The organism is bacterium (assembly GCA_036524115.1).
GTDB lineage: Bacteria > JAUVQV01 > JAUVQV01 > JAUVQV01 > DATDCY01 > DATDCY01.
The window spans coordinates 1-20,279 of sequence record DATDCY010000131.1; the positions used below are offsets into that span (position 1 = coordinate 1).

Here is a 20,279-nt window from a genome sequence, read left to right on the forward strand (position 1 = left end):
TGGGCAACGAAGCCATCGCGGCCGAACGTGTTCTCCGGAGCCGTTCCATCCAGCGGTACGAAGACCTCAGGATGATCAAACGGCGCCCGGTCGAAGCGGTTGCGCTCGTCCGTGAGTTCCAGCAGGAAGTCCACCAACGCCACCTTTTCGGCTTCCGACAGGTTCGACTGAACTTCGACGTTCATATTCACCATGTTGAAGTCGCGATCCGAGGCGTTGGTCATGGGGAAGTCACCGCCGCGAACGTAGAAATCAACCACCTGCCGCAGCGTCAGCTTGCCGCCGTTGTGGAAGTAGGGACCGGTGAGCTCCACGTTGCGCAGCGGGGCAGCCTTGAAGCTGCCCATCCTGCCCACCCGGTTGACGATGGGCCACGTGCCCATCTGGGCCTTGACGTCGCCGGGCTTATCGGTGAAGCCACCGAAATTCATGACCTCGGCGAAGGGGTTCGCCGGATTGAACGGCCCCAGGGTGTCCATGAACCCTTCGATCATCGCCAGGTCGGTGAGGGTGTTGACCATGCCGCCGATAGCCCCGCCTGCCTCGTCCAGTTCGGGTGCGAAATCGCCGACGGTGATATTGTTCACGAAGGGCCCCAGGTAAGGCGGCAGCTGAGGAGCGGCCGGCTCCCCATCACACCCCGGGTTGATCAGTGGGTCCTGCCCCGTCGGCTCGAAGAGCCCGAAGCACTCGACGTCCGGATCGGCGTTGGGCAGCGGGACCCCCGGCTCGAAAGCCGGCCCGGCGAGGTTCTTCATCATCAGGGTTGATATGGACAGCGGCCAGCCAAAGGCGTCATTGCCGCCCCGGCCGATGTCCTCTGCAATGGGTCGAACGCCGAGGTTGTAGATGCCGTTGTCCAGGAAGGCGGAATCGGCTCCGGTCCATGGGCTGAACCCGGGCAATCCTGTTGCCGTGGCGCCGGGATAGGCAAACCCATCCAGCGGATTGGCGACGATGCTCTGGTCGACGATGCGGCGTTCCACCGCGTCCTGACCGTTCTCGTTGATCTCAGCCTCCAGCAGGAAGCCCGAGATCACCCGGAGCCTGGCCAGTGGCTCGACGATGAGCTCGACCCCCGGTGCGGAGAATTCCGCGACCGCGTCCATCAGGTTGATCTTGCTGGTGAAGGGCATGGTGTGGTCGGTCAGGGTGGGAATGGCATGGCACTCGCCGCAGCGGCCGGTCCTGAAGTTGGGGTTCTTCAGTGACAGGTTGGAGGCAAAGAAGACATCCATCCCGAGGAGAGGATCCGGAGCGTTGGCGGCGCGATCACCGTCGGACACCACGAGGGTGCCGCCAGCGCCGCCTTCACCCGCGGGGTTCTGGAGAGCCACGACGCCCGGATCGCGCTTGAAGTTCCCGAAGGGCGTGAAGCAGTAGTTCGGATCCGCACCGGCCTGGCCGCAATTGAGCAGGTCCGGGACGAGCCCCGGCTCGCCCGGCTCACCCAGGGCCGCGAACGCGCCCGGGTTGGCATCCAGGAACTGGTCGAACGGTGTGTTGTCCGGGACCAGGATCTGGATCCAGGCGTTGATCGACAGCCCCCAGAAGAGGCTGAAGTTCGCTTCCATCTGCCGGAACTGGTTGGTGTCGGCCGCAACGGCCGCACCGTTGGCAACCGAGAGGACGTAGCCGTCGAAGGGGTCGTTGTTGTGAGTGCGGACCACGCCATCCGGGTCGAGCACCGCGACGGCGGCGGCCGGATAGATGCCGGTGCCGCACTGGTTTGGATGGATGTCGGGGCGGCCGTCCGTGTAGCAGCCATTCAGATGTCTGCCCAAGTTTTGCCAGAGCGCCGGGTAATAGGCCTGGCGGATCATGCCCGGGTAGCTGATACAGAGCCCGGGCTTGCCGAGTGCAAGTCCATTCGCCGGCGGATTGTAGCTTCCCGAGCGATCCGAGACGGCGAGCCCAGCACAAAGCGAGCCGCCCTGGTTGGAGTAAGGCCCCAGCACGCTGTCGGTCGGATCCACGAGCTGGTTGGCCAGTGGCGTCACGGTGCCCACGACCGTGGGGGAGCCCCCGATCGTGACCACATTCCCCTGCAGCAGCTTCTTGCCCATCTTGGCCCAGTTACGGCCCAGGAAGGACATCTCGAACTCGCTGAGGCCCGGACCCGTCGCCAGCGACGCGATGCTGGCGAAGCGGATGATCTGCCGGGTCGGCGTCAGGTTGCCCGCGTTACTGACAAAGACATGTGCCTGGGGGTCGGCCGCGCCGAACACGCTGCCGCCGTTGAAGTCATGACGAGCCCGTCCGTCCCAGAAGTTGTCGAAGTTGAACGCCCCGGCCTGCATGGTGGGGGTGTTGCGCGGCTCGACCCGACGGAGCCCCTGGAAGCCGGGAATCGGGTCGGTGGCATCCGCGGATCCTGCTCCGGAACGCAGGTCCGGCATGACCGCTTGAACCCCGTTGGCCGCGGGCTGGAAGGCCCCGATCGGGGCGATGTCGAGGAACTTGTTGAAGACGACGCCCATGGAAGACACGACATCGTTGACGTCGCTCTCGATGTTGCCCGCATCACACACCGTCACGGTGCCCGTGACGGGGTTGCTGAAGCGCTGAGAATCCAGGTAGCCGGCGGTCTGAGCCATGTAGGGGACCGCCGTCACATCCGCCGTAAGAGGCGTCGTGCACGCCGGATCGCCCGCGATCTCAGGGTTGGTCAGCTTGTGGAGCGGGAAGTCGGTGGCGACCAGGTCCCGCTCGTTGGGCTGCATGAGTTGGAAGGTGGTGTCGCCGCCGACGTGGTTCGGGTTCATCTGGTTCTTGGTCCGGGTGTCGGTGCCGGTGCCGTTGAAGTGGCACGTCCCGCAGGACTGGACGCCGTCGCTTCCCACCTGCATGTCCCAGAAGAAGGCCTTGCCGAGCGCGGTCGCGACCGCTCGGTTTCGGATGTAGTCGTTCTCGTTCGAATCCGTCACGTTGTTGGGGTCCGTGTTGACGAGATAATGCGGGTTGTTCGGGCTGCCCCCGGCCTCGGGCACCCTGAGCGAAGGCTTGCGCAGGCCGCCGGCGCCCGTGCCGGGGTTGCGCGCCTGGATGACGCCCCGCGCCGGATCGAAGAGTCGCGCGGTCGCGGGAATCGGGGTGCCCGTCGTCGAACCGGCGGGAAGCTGAATCGCCGGCACGGAGTATCCGGCCAGGTTGCGCACGCCAAAACCGAAATAGCTCGGTTCGCCAGGGTCGCCGCCACAGAGGGTCGAGCCTTCCGGGGGGGTAAGCTCCAGCGAGACGGCGCAGAAGTAGGGATCGGCCTCAACCGGGTTGTTGTAATCGATCTCGGCCTCTCCCGGCTCGATGCGGTCCGCGCCGGCGCTGATCGGCACGGGCGCGTACCGCCAGACATACCGGTCCGCGCTGAAGGGACCGGTTACCACCGGGCCGGCCGGCCCGGGGGCGGTGACCGTGCCATCGCACCCTGGGGTGATTGGCCCGAGAAGCGGGTCATCACACCGGACGAGTTGATCCACGGCGTTGAACGTGCCCGCGGGATACAAGGGGTTGATCAGGCGCATCTCCTCCCCGGTGGTCGGGTTGTAGTTCAGCGGATGGACCAACAGTGCCGGCAGCGTCACGCCGAAACTCGGACGGCGGGTCATCCCGGTGGCCCGATACGACGGGAAGCCATTGTCGTTCCCGGGGGTGCTCGGATCGAGCGTGACAATGTACGGATTGTCCAGGAGTTGCTCGATCTCGCTCCAGGTGGGAGCGTTCTTGAGCGACGTGAACGGAACCTCGGGTTCGAAGAGGAACGCGTTCGGCACGGTGAGGCCGGAGGATGTTCCGTTCGTGACACTATCCCCCGGCGCAGCCATGGCCGGAAGAACGGACAGCGGTCCCGCAAGATGCAAGGCGAGCAACAGCGCCAAGGCACGCGTCGCCCAGCACGTCTCCAACGTCTTTGTGTTCATTGCCTTCCTCCCTCATGTTGATCCACCCCTGCATTTGAAGCTTGCCCATTCTCACGGGAACTCCATCGCCGGCCCACCTCCCTTCCCTGTGAGAAATGAGAGAAGTCAATGAGAGAATGTCGTGCGCAGCCTCGTGAGACAATTGGGAGAAGACCCGCATTCTGCGGGCGTAGAACCACGCAGGGAGCCTTCGTATAACTACGGACTCAGAAGGTGGCGGACGAGTCGGGGATAGCGCGGGAGAGTAGGGACTGCCGCTAGGCGAAACCCTGCTCCAGCGCGTACTTGACCAAGTCGGCCATTCCCTTTATGCGCAGCTTCGCGAGCAATGACGCTCGGTGGCTCTCGACGGTGCGGACGCTGATTGCGAGAAGCTCGGCGATCTCCTTGTTCGTCTTGCCTTCGGCGATCAACTTCAGGACCTCTTTCTCGCGGAGCGTCAGCGGGTCGGCGATGTGCGCCCAGACCAGGCCCGTCCGCAGACGCAAGGAGAGATACCTCTTCCCTTGCCGGATGGCCGCGATGGCGGAAAAGAGGTCGGAGTCCGCGTCCTCCTTCAGGAGGTAGCCGTCGGCACCTGCAGCGAACGCCTGATGGACATATTCCTTGTGCATTGTGAGAATGAGAATCGTGGTCTCGGGGTTCCTTGCCTTTATTTCGCGGATCGCCTCGAGGCCGCGCAGATTCGGCATCGAAATGTCCAGGATGACGAGTTGCGGCATCTGCATCTCCAGGAGAGAGAGCAACGCCAGGCCGTCGCCGGCCTGCCCGATGACTTCCAGGTCGTCAACTCCCTGGATGATCCTGGCCAGCCCCTGTCTGAGGAGGGCGTGGTCGTCGGCGAGGACGATCGTATAGGTCTTCGTCACAACGAGGCTCCTTCCGGTGCGACGGGGAGACTGAACGTGATCCGGGTGCCCTGGCCTTCGCGGCTCCGGACCTGGACGACTCCGCCGATCAAGGTGATCCGCTCAACGAGCGTTCGCAGGCCGAGTTGGCGCGGCGGCGTTTTCCTCACGGCGGCGCCGTCGGGATCAAAGCCCCTCCCGTCGTCTTCGACGCTGAAGACGACTGCACCATCCCGGAGGTGGATGTCAAGCGACAACGTCCTCGCCCCCGCGTGTTTCACGACGTTCGTGAGAGCCTCCTGGACGGCCCGGTAGGCGCTGATCCAGTGCTCATGGGGAAGAAGCTGATCGATATCTGCGACCGAAGAGGCGACCGTGAGCTCCGGCCCCGACGGGAGGTTGTCGACCAGCCAGTGCAAGGCGGCTGTCAGGCCGAGGTCTTCCAGGACGGTGGGGCTCAAGTCAAGGGCTATCCTGCGCACGTTCTCGATGATTTCATCGATATACTCGAGCAGCCCCGCGCACTCCTCGCGTACGGCGCGCTGATCCTGCCCTAAGCCCCGCTCGATCACGCGCATCCTGAGCTTCATGACGGTCAGGGCCTGCCCCAACTCATCGTGAAGCTCGGTGGAAATCCGTTTCCGTTCCTTCTCCTGAGCATCGAGGAGATTGAAGCTGAGCCGTTGAATCTGCTTCCCCGTTTCCTGGAGCCTCTCCTCAGTCCGTCGGCGCTGTTCGATTTCGACCCGGAGTTGCTCGTTCGTTCGCCGCAGCTCCGCGGTGCGCTCATCAACCAGTTCCTGAAGGTGTTCGCGGTGCCGCGCCACTTCCGCCGCTTGGGCCTGGAGCAGCCGATTCGCCGCGAGCAACGCCTCTTCTGCCCGCTTCCGGCTCCTCTCGAAGCGCACCAGAGCCGCCGCCGCGGCGACCAGGATCGCGGTCCAGACCAAGAGGATGATCAGGAAGAGGCGCCGGGACTGCTGGTGGTTCTTGGCTTCCTTCGTCTCCAGGACATCCTCGAGATCTCTCGTCTTGCGGAGGACATCCTTGTAGACGCGGTCGAACCGCCTCTCGAGGGCCGGATCGATCTCGTTCTGCCCGGCGTTCCGCATGCGTTCGCGGCCGATGTCCTTCATTTCGGCAAGGAGGGACCTGATCTCTGCCGCGTTCTCCCGCAAGAGCGGCTCCGCGAGCGGCTCCGAGACCATTTCGTGCTCGGCCATGCCGCCGCTGAGAATGACGTCGGTGAGGTGGCTCGCCTTGTCGAGAGCGAACAGGTACTCCCTCGTTTCCGGCGAGGCGACGCCCGAGAGAGTCTCCTCCAAACGAATATGATAGGTCGCCGCGTGGATTTGGACGTCCATGATCGCGTCGATCAGCGCGGCGTTGGCTTGCTGCCTCTCTCTGATCCGGTCAGCCCTGAGGAGGAGAGCGATCGAGAACAGGCCGATCAGGAAAGCCGTCGCCGGCGCCCCTTTCCATCGCCACGGAATCCTCGAGTCCGGGACGGCATCCTTCATGAGGCGCTGATTACCACAATCCAGGAATCAGGGGAAGGATCACCCTCCGGGAAGCTCACGCTGCGGCTGCGGCTTGCCTCGAGCCCGCCATGAGAAGCACGGATCGCGCCCGCGACAGTGGCGCCCGAGCGCGGCACCAGCTCTCCGGCTTTCGCCGTTACCCGTTTCGGGCTGCAGGGCTTCCTGCTAGACTACGCCGCGGTCCAGCAACGAATCGACGCGGCAGGTGAAACGCCCCGAAGGAGGCATGACCGCCATGAAAGAGATCACGCTGCGCTACGGCATGAACCCCCAACAGTCGCCCGCCCGCGTGCTGCGGCGGGACGGCGGCGAGCTGCCCTTCGAGGTCCTCAACGGCTCGCCGGGCTACATCAACCTGCTGGACGCGCTCAACTCGTGGCAGCTGGTGCGGGAGCTCAAAGGCGCGACGGGGCTGCCGGCGGCGGCCTCCTTCAAGCACGTCAGCCCCGCGGGGGCGGCGGTCGGGGTGCCGCTCGCGAAGGACCTGGCGCGCGCCTGCTTCGTCGACGACCTGGAGCTTTCGCCGCTGGCGTCAGCGTACGCCCGGGCGCGCGGCGCCGATCGGCTCTGCTCCTTCGGCGACTTCGTGGCGCTCTCGGACGTCTGCGACGAGGCCACGGCGCGGCTGCTCGCCCGCGAGGTCTCCGACGGGATCGTGGCGCCCGGCTACGAGCCCAAGGCGCTGGAGATCCTCAAGGGCAAGAAGCAGGGCAAGTACGGCGTGGTGCGCATCGACACCGGCTGGGAGCCGCCGCAGACGGAGATCCGCGAGGTCTTCGGCGTCGCTCTCGAGCAGCGCCGCCACGACCGGCCCGTCACGGACAAGGACTTCAGCAACGTCGTCTCGGCCGGCAAGGACCTGCCCGCGGCGGCGCGGCGCGACCTGACCGTCGCCTGGCTCACCCTCAAGTACACGCAGTCCAACTCGGTCTGCTTCGTCCTCGACGGCCAGGCGATCGGCGTCGGCGCCGGCCAGCAGTCGCGCGTGCACTGCGTGCGCCTCGCCGGCCTCAAGGCCGACCTCTGGCGGCTGCGCCAGCACCCGAAGATGCTGGATCTGCCCTTCAAGGCGGAGGTCAAGCGAGCGGTGCGCGACAACGCGATCGATCAGCTCCTGCGCGACGACGTCACGCCGCCGGAGAAGGCGCAGCTCGGCGCGCTCTTCACGAAGCCGACGGCGGGGCTGACCGTCGACGAGAAGCGCGCCTGGGTTGCCGGGCAAACCGGCGTCGCCCTCGGCTCGGACGCCTTCTTCCCGTTCCGCGACAGCATCGACCGCGCCGCGGCCTCCGGCGTGAAGTACGTCCTGGAGCCGGGCGGATCAGCGCGCGACCAGGAGGTCATCGCGGCCGCGAACGAGTACGGCATGACCGTCGTCTTCAGCGGCGTGAGGTTGTTCCACCACTAGCCGCCGGCCGCCCACGGCCGGCCTGCGGCGATAGCCGCAGACTCCCTGTCTGCCTTGGTGTCCCCGGGGCCGTCTGCGTCCGCTTCACCGTATCATTAACATTTTCGTGTTGAACAAGCCGCCTCGACTCTCTAAGGTAACGGCCACAGCATCGCGGGGCACTCCCCTCGGCCCCCTGACACGGCTATGTCGCGAGGGACGGCAAGCGCTCGTGCGCACGGCAGGGGGAGGGGCGGGATGAAGCACAAGTTCACCTGGTTGGCGACGATCTTTCTCTGCGGCTGTCCGGTCGTGAGTGCCCAGGCGGCCCCGGTGCCGGCGGTGTTCCCGGTGACGGTGTCCGTGCAATCGCTTCCGTCATACGAGATCTACGACATCACCTTCGCGCTCTACGACCGTCCCCTGGGCGGGGTCGCGCTCTGGGCGGAGACGAAGAGGTACGCGATCCCCGCTTCGCAGCGGATCCTGCACAACCTCGGCAGCGTCAGTCCGACGTCGAATCCGATCGACCCGAGGCTCTTGAACAGGCAGCTCTGGGTGCAGGGGAGCGCGGTCATGAAGGGAGTCACGGTGAAGTTCCCCCGCGTGAAGCTCGGCGTCGTTCCTTACGCGGTTCGCAGCGAGACGGCCGGAGCGCTCGAGGGGAGGCTGGCCGCCGGACAGTTTGACGCGACGGGCGCGGCGGCCGGGGATCTGCTGACCGCTGACGGCAGCGGCGCGGCCTCATGGCAGACGCCGGCAGGGGGGGCCGGAGGTGTCTCCGCGGTGCTCACCCCCGTGGGAGGGGGGCTGCAGGGAGGCGCCGAGGGCGGGTCCGTGAGCCTGGGCCTGGTGACGAGCTGCGGCCCGGACGAGATCCTCAAGTGGAACGGCTCGGCGTGGGCGTGCGCGCAGGATGCGGTCACGAACGGCGGGGGGACGCTGACGGAAGTGGCCACCGGCGACGGCCTCACGGGCGGGCCGATAACGGGGACCGGAACGATCTCGGTGGCGACCGGCGGCATCGTCGAGAAGATGATCGCCGACGGCGCGGTGACGAACGCGAAGATCACCGGGCCGATATCCACGTCCAAGCTCGAGGTGGGGAAGGCGGCGGGCACCGTGGCGGCGGGAGACCACGCGCACGCCGAGATGGGCGACATCACGGCCGTGAACACCGCGGAGGGCTCCGGTCTGACCGGCGGCGCCGGATCCGGTGCGGTGTCGCTCTCGGTGGACACGGCGACGATCCAGGCGCGCGTGGGCGGAGCGTGCGCCCCGGGCAGCTCCATCCAGGCCATCGCCGCCGACGGGACGGTGAGGTGCGAGGTCGATGACGGCGAGGGCTCGACCTGGTCCCTCGCGGGAAACTCGGGGACGAACCCGGCCACCAATTTCATCGGCACGACCGACAGCTCGCCGCTCGAGCTGCGCGTCAACAACCAGCGGGCGCTGCGGCTGGAGCGGACGGTGACAAGTGGTGAGTGGAGCATCTGGTGGTATGCGGGGCAGAACGTGGTGGGTGGAGATGCCGGCAACTGGGTCACACCGCGAGTGACCGCTGCGACGATCTCCGGGGGCGGCGGGATTCGCGACGGCGCGGCAGCGGCGAACAGGGTCACCGACGTCGGGGGAACGGTGTCGGGAGGGTTGGGCAACCAGGCGGGTAATGCAGGGGATTTCGTCGACGACGGGAGACTCGCCACGGTTGGTGGTGGCGGCTACAACACGGCCAGCGGCGCGAACGCGACCGTCGCAGGCGGGGGCGACAACACGGCCAGCGGCGCGAACGCGACCGTCGCAGGGGGGGGCGCAAATACCGCGAGCGGCTGGTTCGCGGCAGTATCCGGCGGCGGTGGAAACACTGCGAGCAGCTACGCCGCGGCAGTGTGTGGCGGCTCCGGCAATAGTGCAGCCAACGAATACGCAGTGGTTGCCGGCGGCAGGCAGAACGTGGCCGGTGGCTACGCCAGCTTCGCTGCCGGATCACAGGCGAATGTTCGCACACCCGCCGAGTCGGGCGACAGCTATGGCGATACCGGGACGTTCGTCTGGAACGACAACAGCGGGGGCTCGTTCCAGTCCACGGGCGACAACCAGTTCCTGGTTCACGCCTCAGGTGGCGTCGGCATCAACAAGAACAACCCGAGCTGTGCGCTCGACGTGGCCGGGACTGCCAGCGCCACCGCGAGCGTCGGCAACGGGGTGACGGGGATCAGTGGAGATTGGGCTGCAAGCGGCGTCTACGGGGAAAATGCAGACGGGGTGGGCGTGGCCGGCCGCGCGGTCGGGATCGGCATCGCGGTCCTGGGCGACAACCCGGGAGGCCTGGGGAGGGCCGGAGTGTTCAACGGCGCGGTCGAGGTCAACGGAAGCCTTTCGGTGAGCGGCACGCTTTCCAAGGGCGGGGGCTCCTTCAAGATCGACCATCCTCTCGACCCGCGAAACCGGTACCTCTCGCACTCGTTCGTCGAGTCGCCGGACATGATGAACATCTACAACGGCAACGTGACCACGGACGAGCGGGGCTACGCGACGGTTGGGCTGCCGGCATGGTTCGGCGCGCTCAACCGCGACTTCCGCTACCAGCTCACGGTGATCGACGAGGCGGACGGCGAGGGCTTCGTGCAGGCCAAGGTGATCCGGGGCGTCGCGGAGAACCGCTTCACGATCCGCACGAGCGCGCCGGGCGCAACCGTCTCCTGGCAGATCACGGGCATCCGGCAGGATCCGTACGCGAACGAGCACCGCATTCCCGTCGAGGAAGACAAGCCGGTTGCGGAGCAGGGGAGGTGCCTGCACGCGGAGGCTTGCGGGGAGCAGCTGGCGCAGGGGAAGTAAGGCGGCGGGACCGGGGCGGCAATGAATGGCGACGGAGGTGGCATGAGAGGTGTGACATCAGTCCTGGTGGTGATGGTGGTCCTTCTGGCCGGCGTTTCGATCGTGCCCGGTCTCGCGGCACCGGTGCCCGCGGTCTTTCCCGTGACGGTCACGGTATCGACGCTGGCGGTCTCGACAACGCCGTACCGGTTCACCTTTGCGCTCTTTGACGCGGCGAACGGCGGCACGAGGCTCTGGAGCGAGAGCAAGACATATCGGCTGCCGCTGAGCAGGAAGATCACGCACCAGCTCGGAAGTGTGAACCCGGCCGGCAACCCCATCAGTCCCGCTCTCTTCGACCGGCAGCTCTGGGTCGAGGCAAGCGTGGGCGCGAGGAAGTTCGCCCGGGTCAGGCTGGGCGTCGTTCCATATGCGGTGCGCAGCGAGTTGGCCGGGACCATCGAGGGGCGCGTCGCGGCGGGGCAGGTCGACGGTACGGGCGCCCTCGCCGGCGACGTCTTGACCGTGGGCGGCGACGGCGTCGCATCCTGGCAGCCGCCGGCGGTTGGCACCGGAGACATTCAGGCGGTGCAGACGCCCCCGGGTGGCGGCCTGGAGGGTGGCACGGAGGCCGGTGTGGCGAGCCTCAGCCTGCTGAGGACGTGCTCGTCGGGCGACGTGCTCAAATGGGACGGTCTGGCGTGGGCCTGCGCCCCGGACACGGACACGAACCCCGGCGGGACGGTCACCGCGATCACGGCTGGCGCGGGTCTGACCGGCGGGACGATCAGCACGAGCGGGACGATCGCGGTGGACACTGCGACGATCCAGGCGCGCGTGGGCGCCACGTGCGCCCCGGGCAGCTCGATCCGCGCCATCGGCGCCGATGGCGCCGTGACGTGCGAGGTGGACGACGCGGACACCGGGGGAGCCGGCACCGGCTGGGCGCTGAACGGGAACGCGGGGACGACGGGGGGAACGAATTACCTGGGGACCAGCGACAACCAGCCGCTCGAGGTGCGGGTGAACGGCACGCGCGCCCTGCGGGTGGAGCCGACGGCGGGGACGCCCAACCTGCTCGGCGGACATGGCGATAACGCCGTGACGGCGCCGGCCGGCGGCGCGGCGATCGGCGGCGGCGGGCAGGCGGGTGAGGCGAACACCGTGACAGACGATTTCGGCACGGTGGGCGGTGGGGCCGACAACCGCGCCGGCGACGGGAGTGGATCCGCAGCGGACGCGCCCTACGCCACTGTCGGCGGCGGCCAGGGCAACGCGGCCCAGGCGCAGTGGGCGACCGTGGGCGGCGGGCGCTGGAACAACGCCTCCGCCAGCCACACCACCGTGGCCGGCGGGTGGGGCAATGGCGCGTCGGGGAACTTTGCGTCTGTCGGCGGCGGTCAGGGCAACAGCGCGGACGGCGCTGGCGCCACGGTTGCAGGCGGGCAGCAGAACACGAGCGGCGGGGTGCAGGCCACGGTCGGCGGCGGGTACCAGAACAGGGCGACGCAGATGTACGGCGTCGTGGCGGGAGGCACGCAGAACCAGGCGACCGGGCAGGCGGCGACGATCGGCGGCGGCTCGGCGAACCAGGCCGCCGGCCCCGGCGGCACGATCGGCGGCGGCGTGTTGAACGAAGCCTCCGCGAACGCGGCGGTGGTTGCCGGCGGGCAGCTCAACGAGGCGAAGGGCGAATACGCCGCGGTTGCCGGCGGGACGCACAACGTGGCCGGCGGGCTCGGCGCCGCGGTCCCCGGGGGCCGGCACAACCAGGCGGGGGGCGAGACCAGCCTCGCGGCAGGCTATATGGCGGTGGTGCGCGGCGCGGCGGACAGCGGGGACGGCAACGGCGACGAAGGGACGTTCGTCTGGGCGGACGCGCAGGGCGTGCCCTTCGTCTCCACCGCACCCAACCAGTTCCTGGTGCGGGCCCAGGGCGGCGTCGGCGTCAATCGGAACGACCCGTCCTCGGCGCTGGACGTGAACGGCACCGTGACGGCGACGGGTCTGCGGCTGACGACGGCGCCGGCGGCCGGTTACGTCCTGACCGCCGACGCCGGCGGCAACGGCTCGTGGCAGCCGCCCGCGGCGGGTGGAGGCGGGACCGTGACCCAGGTCGCCAGCGGCGCAGGGCTCACGGGCGGGCCGATAACGGGGACCGGAACGATCTCGGTGGCGACCGGCGGCATCGTCGAGGCAATGATCGCCGACGGGGCCGTGACGGATGCCAAGATCGCCGGACCGATCGGGACGACGAAGCTCAACGTGGGGACGGCGGCCGGCACCGTGGCGGCGGGGGACCACGCGCATGCGGGAATGGGCGATATCACCGCCGTGAACACCGCGGACGGCTCCGGCCTGACCGGCGGCGCCGGATCCGGTGCCGTGTCGCTCGCGGTCGACACGACGACGATCCAGGCGCGCGTGGGCGGAGCGTGCGCCCCGGGCAGCTCGATCCAGGCCATCGCCGCCGACGGAACGGTGACCTGCGAGGCCGACGACAGCGGCGAGGGCTCGACCTGGTCCCTCGCCGGAAACTCGGGGACGAACCCGGGCACCACCTTCGTCGGCACGACCGATGACGTGCCGCTCGAGTTGCGGGTGAACAACCAGCGGGCGCTGCGGCTGGAGCGGGCGACGACGACCGTCGAGGCCAACACGTTTGCCGGGGTGAACGTCGTGGGTGGGGATGCCGGCAACGGCGTCACGGCGGGAGTCACCGCAGCGACTATCTCCGGGGGCGGCGGGACATTCAACGGCGCGGCAGCGGCGAACGAAGTCACCGACCTCGGGGGGACCGTGTCGGGCGGGTGGCAAAACCGGGCCGGTGACGGCCAGGGAACCCTGGACGATCGTGCGTTCGCCACCGTAGGGGGCGGCGGCGGCAACCTCGCGACGGGCCGATACGCAACGATCGCAGGCGGCGCAAGCAACTGGGCGACCGATGACTACGCCGCTGTCGGCGGCGGCGGGCTCAACCAGGCAGCCGGCTACAGCGCAACCGTCGGAGGAGGGTGGTCCAACCGCGCGAGCGGCTACGCCGCAACAGCGGCTGGAGGCCGCTCAAACGTGGCAAGCGGCGGCTATGCAGCCCTTGTCGGGGGTGATGGCAACACCGCGAGCGGCATGTATGCAGGCATCGCCGGAGGCTACGGCAACACTGCGAGCGGCGCCATGTCGATGGTTGCCGGTGGCGCGCAGAACGAGGCTGGAGGCCGCTTCAGTCTGGCTGCCGGCAGACGGGCCAAGGTCCGCAATCCGGCCCAATCGGGCGCTGCCGACGGCGACGAGGGGACGTTCGTCTGGGCCGACTCGGCCGACGCGGATTTCCAGTCCACGGGCGACAACCAGTTTCTGATTCGCGCCGCGGGCGGCGTGGGCATCAACAGGAACAGCCCAAGGTCTGCGCTCGACGTGGCTGGGACTATTTCTGCGAACAGCACATCGGGCAACGGCGTCCAGGGGACCAGTTACGTCGAAGGAGCGAGCGGCGTTTATGGGGAGTCTATCGGCGCGGGCTACGGTGTTGCGGGAAGAGCCTGGGGTTTTGACACAGCCATCTTCGGCGACAACCCCGGGGGAGACGGCCTCGCCGGGCTGTTCAACGGCAGGGTCTACGTCGGCGGCGACCTCGACGTGGCCGGCACGCTCACCAAGGGCGCCGGCTCGTTCAGGATCGACCACCCGCTCGACCCGCGAAACCGGTACCTCTCGCACTCGTTCGTCGAGTCGCCGGACATGATGAACATCTACAACGGCGTCGTGATGACCGACGAGCGCGGCTACGCGACCGTGGGGCTGCCGGCGTGGTTCGGCGCGCTCAATAGGGACTTCCGCTACCAGCTCACGGTGATCGGGTCTGGCGAGACCTGGGCCCGCGCCCGCGTCTTCGAGGAGATGAAGGAGGACCGCTTCGTCATCCAGACCGACGTGCCGGGCACGAAGGTCAGCTGGCAGGTCACGGGCATCAGGCAGGACCCGTACGCGAACGCGCACCGCATTCCCGTCGAGGAGGACAAGCCAGTCGCGGAGCGGGGCACGTGCCTGCACGCGGAGGCCTGCGGGGAGCAACTGGCGCAGGGACAGTAGGAGCGAATCGAAAGCGGCGGCGCGGGCGGCTACCAGCCTGCGCCGCCGTCAGTCCTTCGCCGGCCCCTCGCGCTGCGTCAGCAGCTCCAGCGCCTTCTTCTGGGCGGCGCCGCCGGCCGCGGCCTCTTCGAGGAGCTTGGCACGGTCCGGGCCCGCGCACTGCTCGGCCGAGGGGCACCAGGCGAGGCAGCCGATATCCATGCGCTCGTTGAAGACCATGGTGCCGCACTTGCGGCAGCGGCGCTTGAGCTCGTCCTTGAAAAACTCGAGCTGCTCGCCGCAGTTCTTGCACGCCACGTCGTACACCGCTTCTGGACCCCACTTCTGGGTGTCCTGGCCCGGGCATCTCACCATCGGCATCTCTCGCCCCTCTCTGTTCGTCTTGTCCTGCAATCAGTCTAGGGGGTGCGCGCGATCCGCACCTTGACCTGCGTCAAGTCGCGGCGAGCGCCTTGCCGGCCTCGTAGGCCTCCTGGAGGGCGGTCGGGTGCTCGCGGATCGCGCCCTTGGCATCCACGCCGCGGAAGGGGAGGAAGGCGTGCTCGGGGACGCTCACGGTGCGGAAGAAGGCCGTCACGGTGGAGTTGGCGCACTCGGCGTGCTTGACCATCTTCATGCCGCCGACTGTCAGGAAGAGCCCCTTGCGGCCTGCCGGGCCGGCGGGAATCTCGCGCTTGAGCAGGTACTTCTCGCACCAGAGCGCCTGGCAGCGGTCGATCATCGCCTTGGCTTGGGCGGGGATGCCGGAGAAGAAGATCGGACTGGCGAGGATGATGCGGTCGGCCTCCCGGATCGCGGCGTAGATCTTCGGCATCTCGTCGCCCTCGATGACGCAGGCGCCGGTCTCCTCGCAGCCGCCGCAGTTGAGGCAGCCGTGGATGTTCATCTGCGCAAGCCTGAAGAGCTCCACCGCGTGGCCGCCCTCCTGCACGCCGCGCATCGCCTCGTCGAGCAGGATCGACGTGTTGCCGCCCTTCCTCGGGCTGCCCAGGAACGCCATGATGCGCATCCGCACCCCCCTCCCGCCGGAGAATCTGCCTTCTACTTCCTCCATCTAAGATGCGCCGCCCGCACAGCGGGATGCAAGCCGTTCCCGGTCGATCCGGGAACCTGACTTTGAAGGAGTGAAATCGGGCGCAATCCCGTGCTAGACTATACAGACTGCCGTCCGGCAAGAGCGGCCGGCGACGATCATGGGAGCCGAGAGATAGCGGTGGCAAAGCTCAATTGTTGGGAGTTCACGAAGTGCGGCCGGGAGCCGGGAGGCGTCAATGCCGCGGCGCAGGGCGTCTGCCCGGCCGCGTCGGAAAACGCCCTCGACGGAGTGCATGGCGGCGTGAATTCGGGCCGCGCCTGCTGGGTGCTCGCGGGGACCTTCTGTGGCGGCGAAGTCGTGGGCAGCGCCGCGAAGAAGATCGCTTCCTGCAAGGAATGCGCGTTCTACAAGCTCGTCATGGCGGAGGAGGGCGAGTCGGCGCTCCCCACCACAAGCCTGATTCGCCGGCTGAACTGCGCCGGGAGGTTGGACTGACGTGGCTTATTCCTTCGATTTCTATAATGTTTTTTGTTTCTTGACAGACCAAGGCGACTTCCCGAAAATCCATCGGTCGATCCTGGGAAGACCGCCGGGAGGGGAGAGATGCCAGCTGGAGCATTGAAGCTCAGTTCCGCTCAGTCCCTCGCGCAGGAAGTCGCCCGCCGCTCGGGCCAGAATCTTCTCGCCTGCTATCAGTGCCGTCGGTGCGCCGCCGGCTGTCCGGTCGGGAAGGAGAGCGGCGTCACGCCGGACCGCCTGATCCGGATGCTCCTGCTCGGCGACGAGCAGGGGGCGCTGGACAACCTGCTGGTCTGGAAGTGCCTCGCCTGCTACACCTGCGGCACGCGCTGCCCGAACGACATCCAGACCGCGCGGATCACCGAGGTCCTCAAGCAGATCTCGAAGGCGCAGCACCGCGAGCCGCTGCTGCCGCGGGTTGCCGCCTTCCACGGCGCCTTCGTCAAGGCGGCGGGGCAGGCGGGGCGCTTCAACGAGCTGGTCGGCATGGGGATGTACGAGGCGCAGGTCGCCGCCGGCGAGCTGAAACGAACCGGCCTCAAGGGCGTCATAGCGGAACTGAAAGGCCAGGCGAAACTGGGCCAGGCGATGATGAAGAAGAAGCGGATGCACGTGAAGTACGAGACGGTGAAGAACAAGGGCGAGATCAAGGCCCTCTATCGGAAAGCGGGGCGGTGACGATGGCTGCGCCGGTGAAGGCCGAGATCGCCTACTTCCCGGGCTGCTCGCTGCACGCCTCCTCCGAGCTCTACGACCGCCAGTGCAAGACGGTCCTCGCGAAGCTGGACGTCGCGCTGCGCGAGATCGCGGACTGGAACTGCTGCGGGGCGACGTCGGCCGCCAAGGTCGACGACTTCCTCGCCATCGCCCTGCCGGCCCGCAACCTCGGCATCGCCGACGCCACCGGCCTGGCGGAGATGATGATCCCCTGCTCCTCGTGCTACAGCCGGACACTGGTCGCGCAGCGGCGCCTTGCCGCCGACCCGGCGCTGGCCGCCGAGGTCAACGCCGAGATCGGGCAGAAGGTCACCGGCAGGATCAAGGTCTCGAGCATCCTCGAGGTGCTGCTGCCGAAGGTCGCCTCGCGCGAGCTGCAGCGCAAGGTCACGAAGCCGCTCGCCGGCCTCAAGCCGGCCGCCTACTACGGCTGCCTCCTGACCCGTTTCCCGAGCGCCGTCCCGGTCCCGGACGACGTCGAGAACCCCCAGGGCATGGAGGTCGTCTGCGCGGCGCTCGGCGCCGAGCCGGTGGAGTGGGGATACAAGACCGACTGCTGCGGGGCGTCGGCGGCGATCAACGACGCCGACCAGGCGCTGCTGCTGATGTCGCGGATCATCAAGGACGCGGTCGCCCGCGGCGCCAACTGTTTCGTCACGACCTGCCCGATGTGCCAGCTCAACCTCGACGCCTACCAGGGGCAGGTCCGGGAGAAGCACGGCATCCGCGAGCGGCTGCCCGTCTACCTGATCACGGAACTGGTCGGGCTCGCCCTCGGCATGGGCGCGAGCGAGCTGCAGATCGACCGGCATCTCGAGGAGGCCGTTGACCTCCTGAAGAAACTGAGGTTGGCATGAGCGTTCTCTCATCCAGCGGCAAGCGCGGTTCCGTCCTGGTCGTCGGCGGCGGCATCGGCGGCATGCAGGCCGCCCTGGACCTCGCCGACAGCGGCTTCAAGGTCCACATGGTGCAGCGGGAGTCCTCCATCGGCGGGACGATGTCCTCGCTCGACAAGACCTTCCCGACCGGCGACTGCGCGATGTGCATGATCTCGCCGAAGATGGTCGCCGCCGGCCGGCACCTGAACATCGAGATCCACACCCAGGCCGAGATCACGGGGCTCGAGGGCGAGGCCGGGAACTTCCTGGCGAAGGTCCGCAAGAAGTCGCGGTTCATCGACCCGTCCAAGTGCACCGGCTGCCTGGCCTGCGTCGAGAAGTGCCCCGTCGAGATGCCGAGCGAGTACGACCAGGGGCTCATCAAGCGCACGGCGATCAACCGCCGCTACGCGCAGGCGGTCCCCGGCATCGTGACGATCGACAAGGCGGGGATCTCCCCCTGTCGCGTGGACTGCCCGGCCGAGGTCAACGCCCACGCCTATGTGACGCTCACCGCCAAGGGGCGCTACCAGGAGGCCCTCGACGTCGTGCGGCGGACGAACCCCTTCCCGGCCTCCATCGGCCGGGTCTGCACGCACCCCTGCGAGAGCACCTGCCGCCGCGGGGACGTCGACGCGCCGGTCCAGATCTGCTACCTCAAGCGCTTCCTGACCGATTGGGAGGACGCGCACGGCGGCTTCAAGGCGCCGGCGCTCCCCGCCGAGAAGCTCGAGAAGGTCGCGGTCGTCGGCTCCGGCCCGGCGGGCATGACCTGCGCGCGCGACCTGGCGCTGAAGGGCTACCGGGTCACCGTCTTCGAGAAGCTTCCCGTCGCCGGCGGCATGCTGCGCGTTTCCATTCCGGCATACCGTCTGCCGAAGGACGTCGTCCAGAAGGAGGTCGACCAGATCGCCTCCCTCGGCGTCGAGGTCAAGGTCAACCAGGCGCTCGGCAAGGACTTCACGATCGACTCGCTCCTGGCGCAGGGGTACAAGGCGGTCTTCCTGGCGCTGGGCACCCACAAGGGCCTCAAGCTGCAGATCCCGGGCGAGGACGACATCGCCGGCGTGCTGGACGCCATCACCTTCCTGCGCGAGGTCAACCTCGACAACAAGCCGGACTTCAAGGGGAAGAAGGTCGTCGTCGTCGGCGGCGGCAACGCGGCCATCGACGCCGCGCGCTCCTCGCTGAGGCTCGGCGCCGAGGTCGCGATCGCGTACCGGCGCACGCACGCCGAGATGCCCGCCAACGCCTGGGAAATCGAGGAGGCCGAGGTCGAGGGCGTCAAGATCCAGGAGCTCGTCGCGCCGGTCCGGGTCGTCGGCAAGGACGGCAAGGTCACCGGCCTCGAAGTCCAGAAGATGCAGCTCGGCGAGCCGGACAAGAGCGGCCGGCGCCGCCCGGTGCCCGTCGAGGGCTCCAACTACGTGCTTCCCTGCGACGTCGTGATCTCGGCGATCTCGCAGGAGCCGGACCTCGCAGGCCTCGAGAAGGAGAGCCTCAGGACCACGAAGTGGAGCACCTTCGACGCCGACCCGGTGACGCTGGCGACGAGCCGTCCGGGCGTCTTCGCTGGCGGCGACGCGGTGAGCGGGCCGAGCACCGTCGTCCAGGCGATCGGCATGGGGCGCGACGGCGCCGAGTCGATTCACCGCTACCTGCGCGGGCTCGACATGCAGGAGAACCGCCCGAAGCTCAAGGACCGCGTGAAGTTCATCAAGGACATCGCCAAGGTCAAGCAGGCGGCGAAGGCCGAGATGCCCAAGCTGCCGCTGGCCGAGCGCCGCGGCAACTTCAACGAGGTCGAGCTGGGCTTCCCGGAGCCCGTCGCGATGCAGGAGGCCGGGCGCTGCCTCAACTGCGCCGGGTGCTGCGAGTGCTACTACTGCGTGGACGCGTGCCTCGCGAAGGCGATCGTCCACGACGCGCCGTACGAGGAGGACCTCGAGCTGAACGTCGGCGCGGTGATCCTCGCGCCGGGCCTCGAGCTCTACGATGCGAAGGTGCGCGGCGAGCTCGGCCTCGGGCGCTGGCCGAACGTCGTGACTTCGATCCAGTTCGAGCGCATCCTCTCGGCCTCGGGTCCCTCCAAGGGCGTGGTGCAGCGCCCGTCCGACGGCAAGCACCCGGTCAAGGTCGCCTGGATCCAGTGCGTCGGCTCGCGCGACCCGCACAACGCGAATCCCTGGTGCTCCTCGGTCTGCTGCATGTACGCGACCAAGCAGGCGATCATCGCCAAGGAGCACGACGCGCGGATCGAGCCGAAGATCTTCTTCATGGAGATGCGCGCGTTCGGCAAAGACTTCGACAAGTACGTCGAGCGCGCGAAGAACGAGTACGGCGTGAAGTACCAGCGGGCGATGGTCTCCGCGATCAAGGAGGAGCCCGGCACCGGCAACCTCGTGCTGCGCCACGCGCTCGAGGACGGGACGCTCGTCGACGAGACCTTCGACATGGTCGTGCTCTCGGTGGGCTTCCAGCCGCACAAGGACGCGCTGCGGCTCGCCGAGGTCTGCGGCATCGAGGC

Annotated in this window: 12 protein-coding genes; 7 read left to right on the forward strand and 5 right to left on the reverse strand. The window is 67.9% G+C overall.

Annotated features, from left to right (window positions below):
- The 3 genes from VI078_05975 to VI078_05985 all read right to left on the reverse strand — a co-directional run.
- The coding region (locus VI078_05975; GenBank protein HEY5998837.1) for a hypothetical protein at nt 1–3,917 on the reverse strand (3,917 nt) is incomplete at its 3' end.
- A 257-nt stretch (nt 3,918–4,174) separates the two neighbouring features.
- Nucleotides 4,175–4,786: a response regulator transcription factor gene (locus VI078_05980; protein ID HEY5998838.1), complete on the reverse strand. Its 612-nt coding sequence runs from the start codon at nt 4,784–4,786 to the stop codon at nt 4,175–4,177.
- Nucleotides 4,783–6,285, reverse strand: coding sequence for an ATP-binding protein (locus VI078_05985; GenBank protein ID HEY5998839.1), 1,503 nt, complete (start codon nt 6,283–6,285; stop codon nt 4,783–4,785). Before VI078_05985 ends, VI078_05980 begins: the two co-directional genes overlap by 4 nt.
- A 256-nt stretch (nt 6,286–6,541) precedes the next feature.
- On the opposite strand from VI078_05985, the gene VI078_05990 reads away from it, so the two are divergent.
- From VI078_05990 to VI078_06000, 3 genes are all read left to right on the forward strand, one after another.
- A complete protein-coding gene (locus VI078_05990; protein HEY5998840.1) occupies nt 6,542–7,714 on the forward strand; it encodes a phosphoribosylaminoimidazolecarboxamide formyltransferase in 1,173 nt (390 codons plus the stop codon).
- 237 nt (nt 7,715–7,951) lie between these two features.
- Nucleotides 7,952–10,534, forward strand: a complete 2,583-nt coding sequence (locus VI078_05995; protein HEY5998841.1) for a hypothetical protein — start codon at nt 7,952–7,954, stop codon at nt 10,532–10,534.
- Nucleotides 10,535–10,576: 42 nt separating this feature from the next.
- Nucleotides 10,577–14,602 carry a hypothetical protein gene (locus VI078_06000; protein HEY5998842.1) on the forward strand — a complete coding sequence of 1,342 codons (4,026 nt, stop codon included), beginning with the start codon at nt 10,577–10,579 and terminating at the stop codon, nt 14,600–14,602.
- Between the two features lie 48 nt (nt 14,603–14,650).
- Here VI078_06000 and VI078_06005 read toward each other — a convergent pair whose 3' ends face one another.
- Together VI078_06005 and VI078_06010 are read right to left on the reverse strand one after the other, a co-directional pair.
- Complete coding sequence (locus VI078_06005; GenBank protein ID HEY5998843.1) at nt 14,651–14,962, reverse strand: hypothetical protein; 312 nt, start codon at nt 14,960–14,962, stop codon at nt 14,651–14,653.
- A gap of 73 nt (nt 14,963–15,035) precedes the next feature.
- Entirely contained in the window at nt 15,036–15,611 is a 576-nt protein-coding gene (locus VI078_06010; GenBank protein ID HEY5998844.1) for a flavodoxin family protein, read from the reverse strand.
- 204 nt (nt 15,612–15,815) lie between these two features.
- Between VI078_06010 and VI078_06015 the strand changes: the two genes are divergently transcribed.
- The 4 genes from VI078_06015 to VI078_06030 form a co-directional block, all read left to right on the forward strand.
- Entirely contained in the window at nt 15,816–16,133 is a 318-nt protein-coding gene (locus VI078_06015) for a hypothetical protein (GenBank protein HEY5998845.1), read from the forward strand.
- 108 nt (nt 16,134–16,241) lie between these two features.
- Complete coding sequence (locus VI078_06020; protein ID HEY5998846.1) at nt 16,242–16,835, forward strand: 4Fe-4S dicluster domain-containing protein; 594 nt, start codon at nt 16,242–16,244, stop codon at nt 16,833–16,835.
- Nucleotides 16,836–16,837: 2 nt separating this feature from the next.
- Nucleotides 16,838–17,731: a CoB--CoM heterodisulfide reductase iron-sulfur subunit B family protein gene (locus tag VI078_06025; protein ID HEY5998847.1), complete on the forward strand. Its 894-nt coding sequence runs from the start codon at nt 16,838–16,840 to the stop codon at nt 17,729–17,731.
- On the forward strand, nt 17,728–20,279 hold a 2,552-nt coding region (locus VI078_06030; protein ID HEY5998848.1), incomplete at its 3' end, for an FAD-dependent oxidoreductase. The genes VI078_06025 and VI078_06030, both read left to right, overlap by 4 nt.

Coding starts and splice junctions, on each gene's coding strand:
- VI078_05985 (HEY5998839.1), bottom strand. CDS start 6,285: ATGAAGGATGCCGTCCCGGACTCGAGGATTCCGTGGCGATGGAAAGGG.
- VI078_05990 (HEY5998840.1), top strand. CDS start 6,542: ATGAAAGAGATCACGCTGCGCTACGGCATGAACCCCCAACAGTCGCCC.
- VI078_05995 (HEY5998841.1), top strand. CDS start 7,952: ATGAAGCACAAGTTCACCTGGTTGGCGACGATCTTTCTCTGCGGCTGT.
- VI078_06000 (HEY5998842.1), top strand. CDS start 10,577: ATGAGAGGTGTGACATCAGTCCTGGTGGTGATGGTGGTCCTTCTGGCC.
- VI078_06005 (HEY5998843.1), bottom strand. CDS start 14,962: ATGCCGATGGTGAGATGCCCGGGCCAGGACACCCAGAAGTGGGGTCCA.
- VI078_06010 (HEY5998844.1), bottom strand. CDS start 15,611: ATGCGCATCATGGCGTTCCTGGGCAGCCCGAGGAAGGGCGGCAACACG.
- VI078_06020 (HEY5998846.1), top strand. CDS start 16,242: ATGCCAGCTGGAGCATTGAAGCTCAGTTCCGCTCAGTCCCTCGCGCAG.
- VI078_06025 (HEY5998847.1), top strand. CDS start 16,838: ATGGCTGCGCCGGTGAAGGCCGAGATCGCCTACTTCCCGGGCTGCTCG.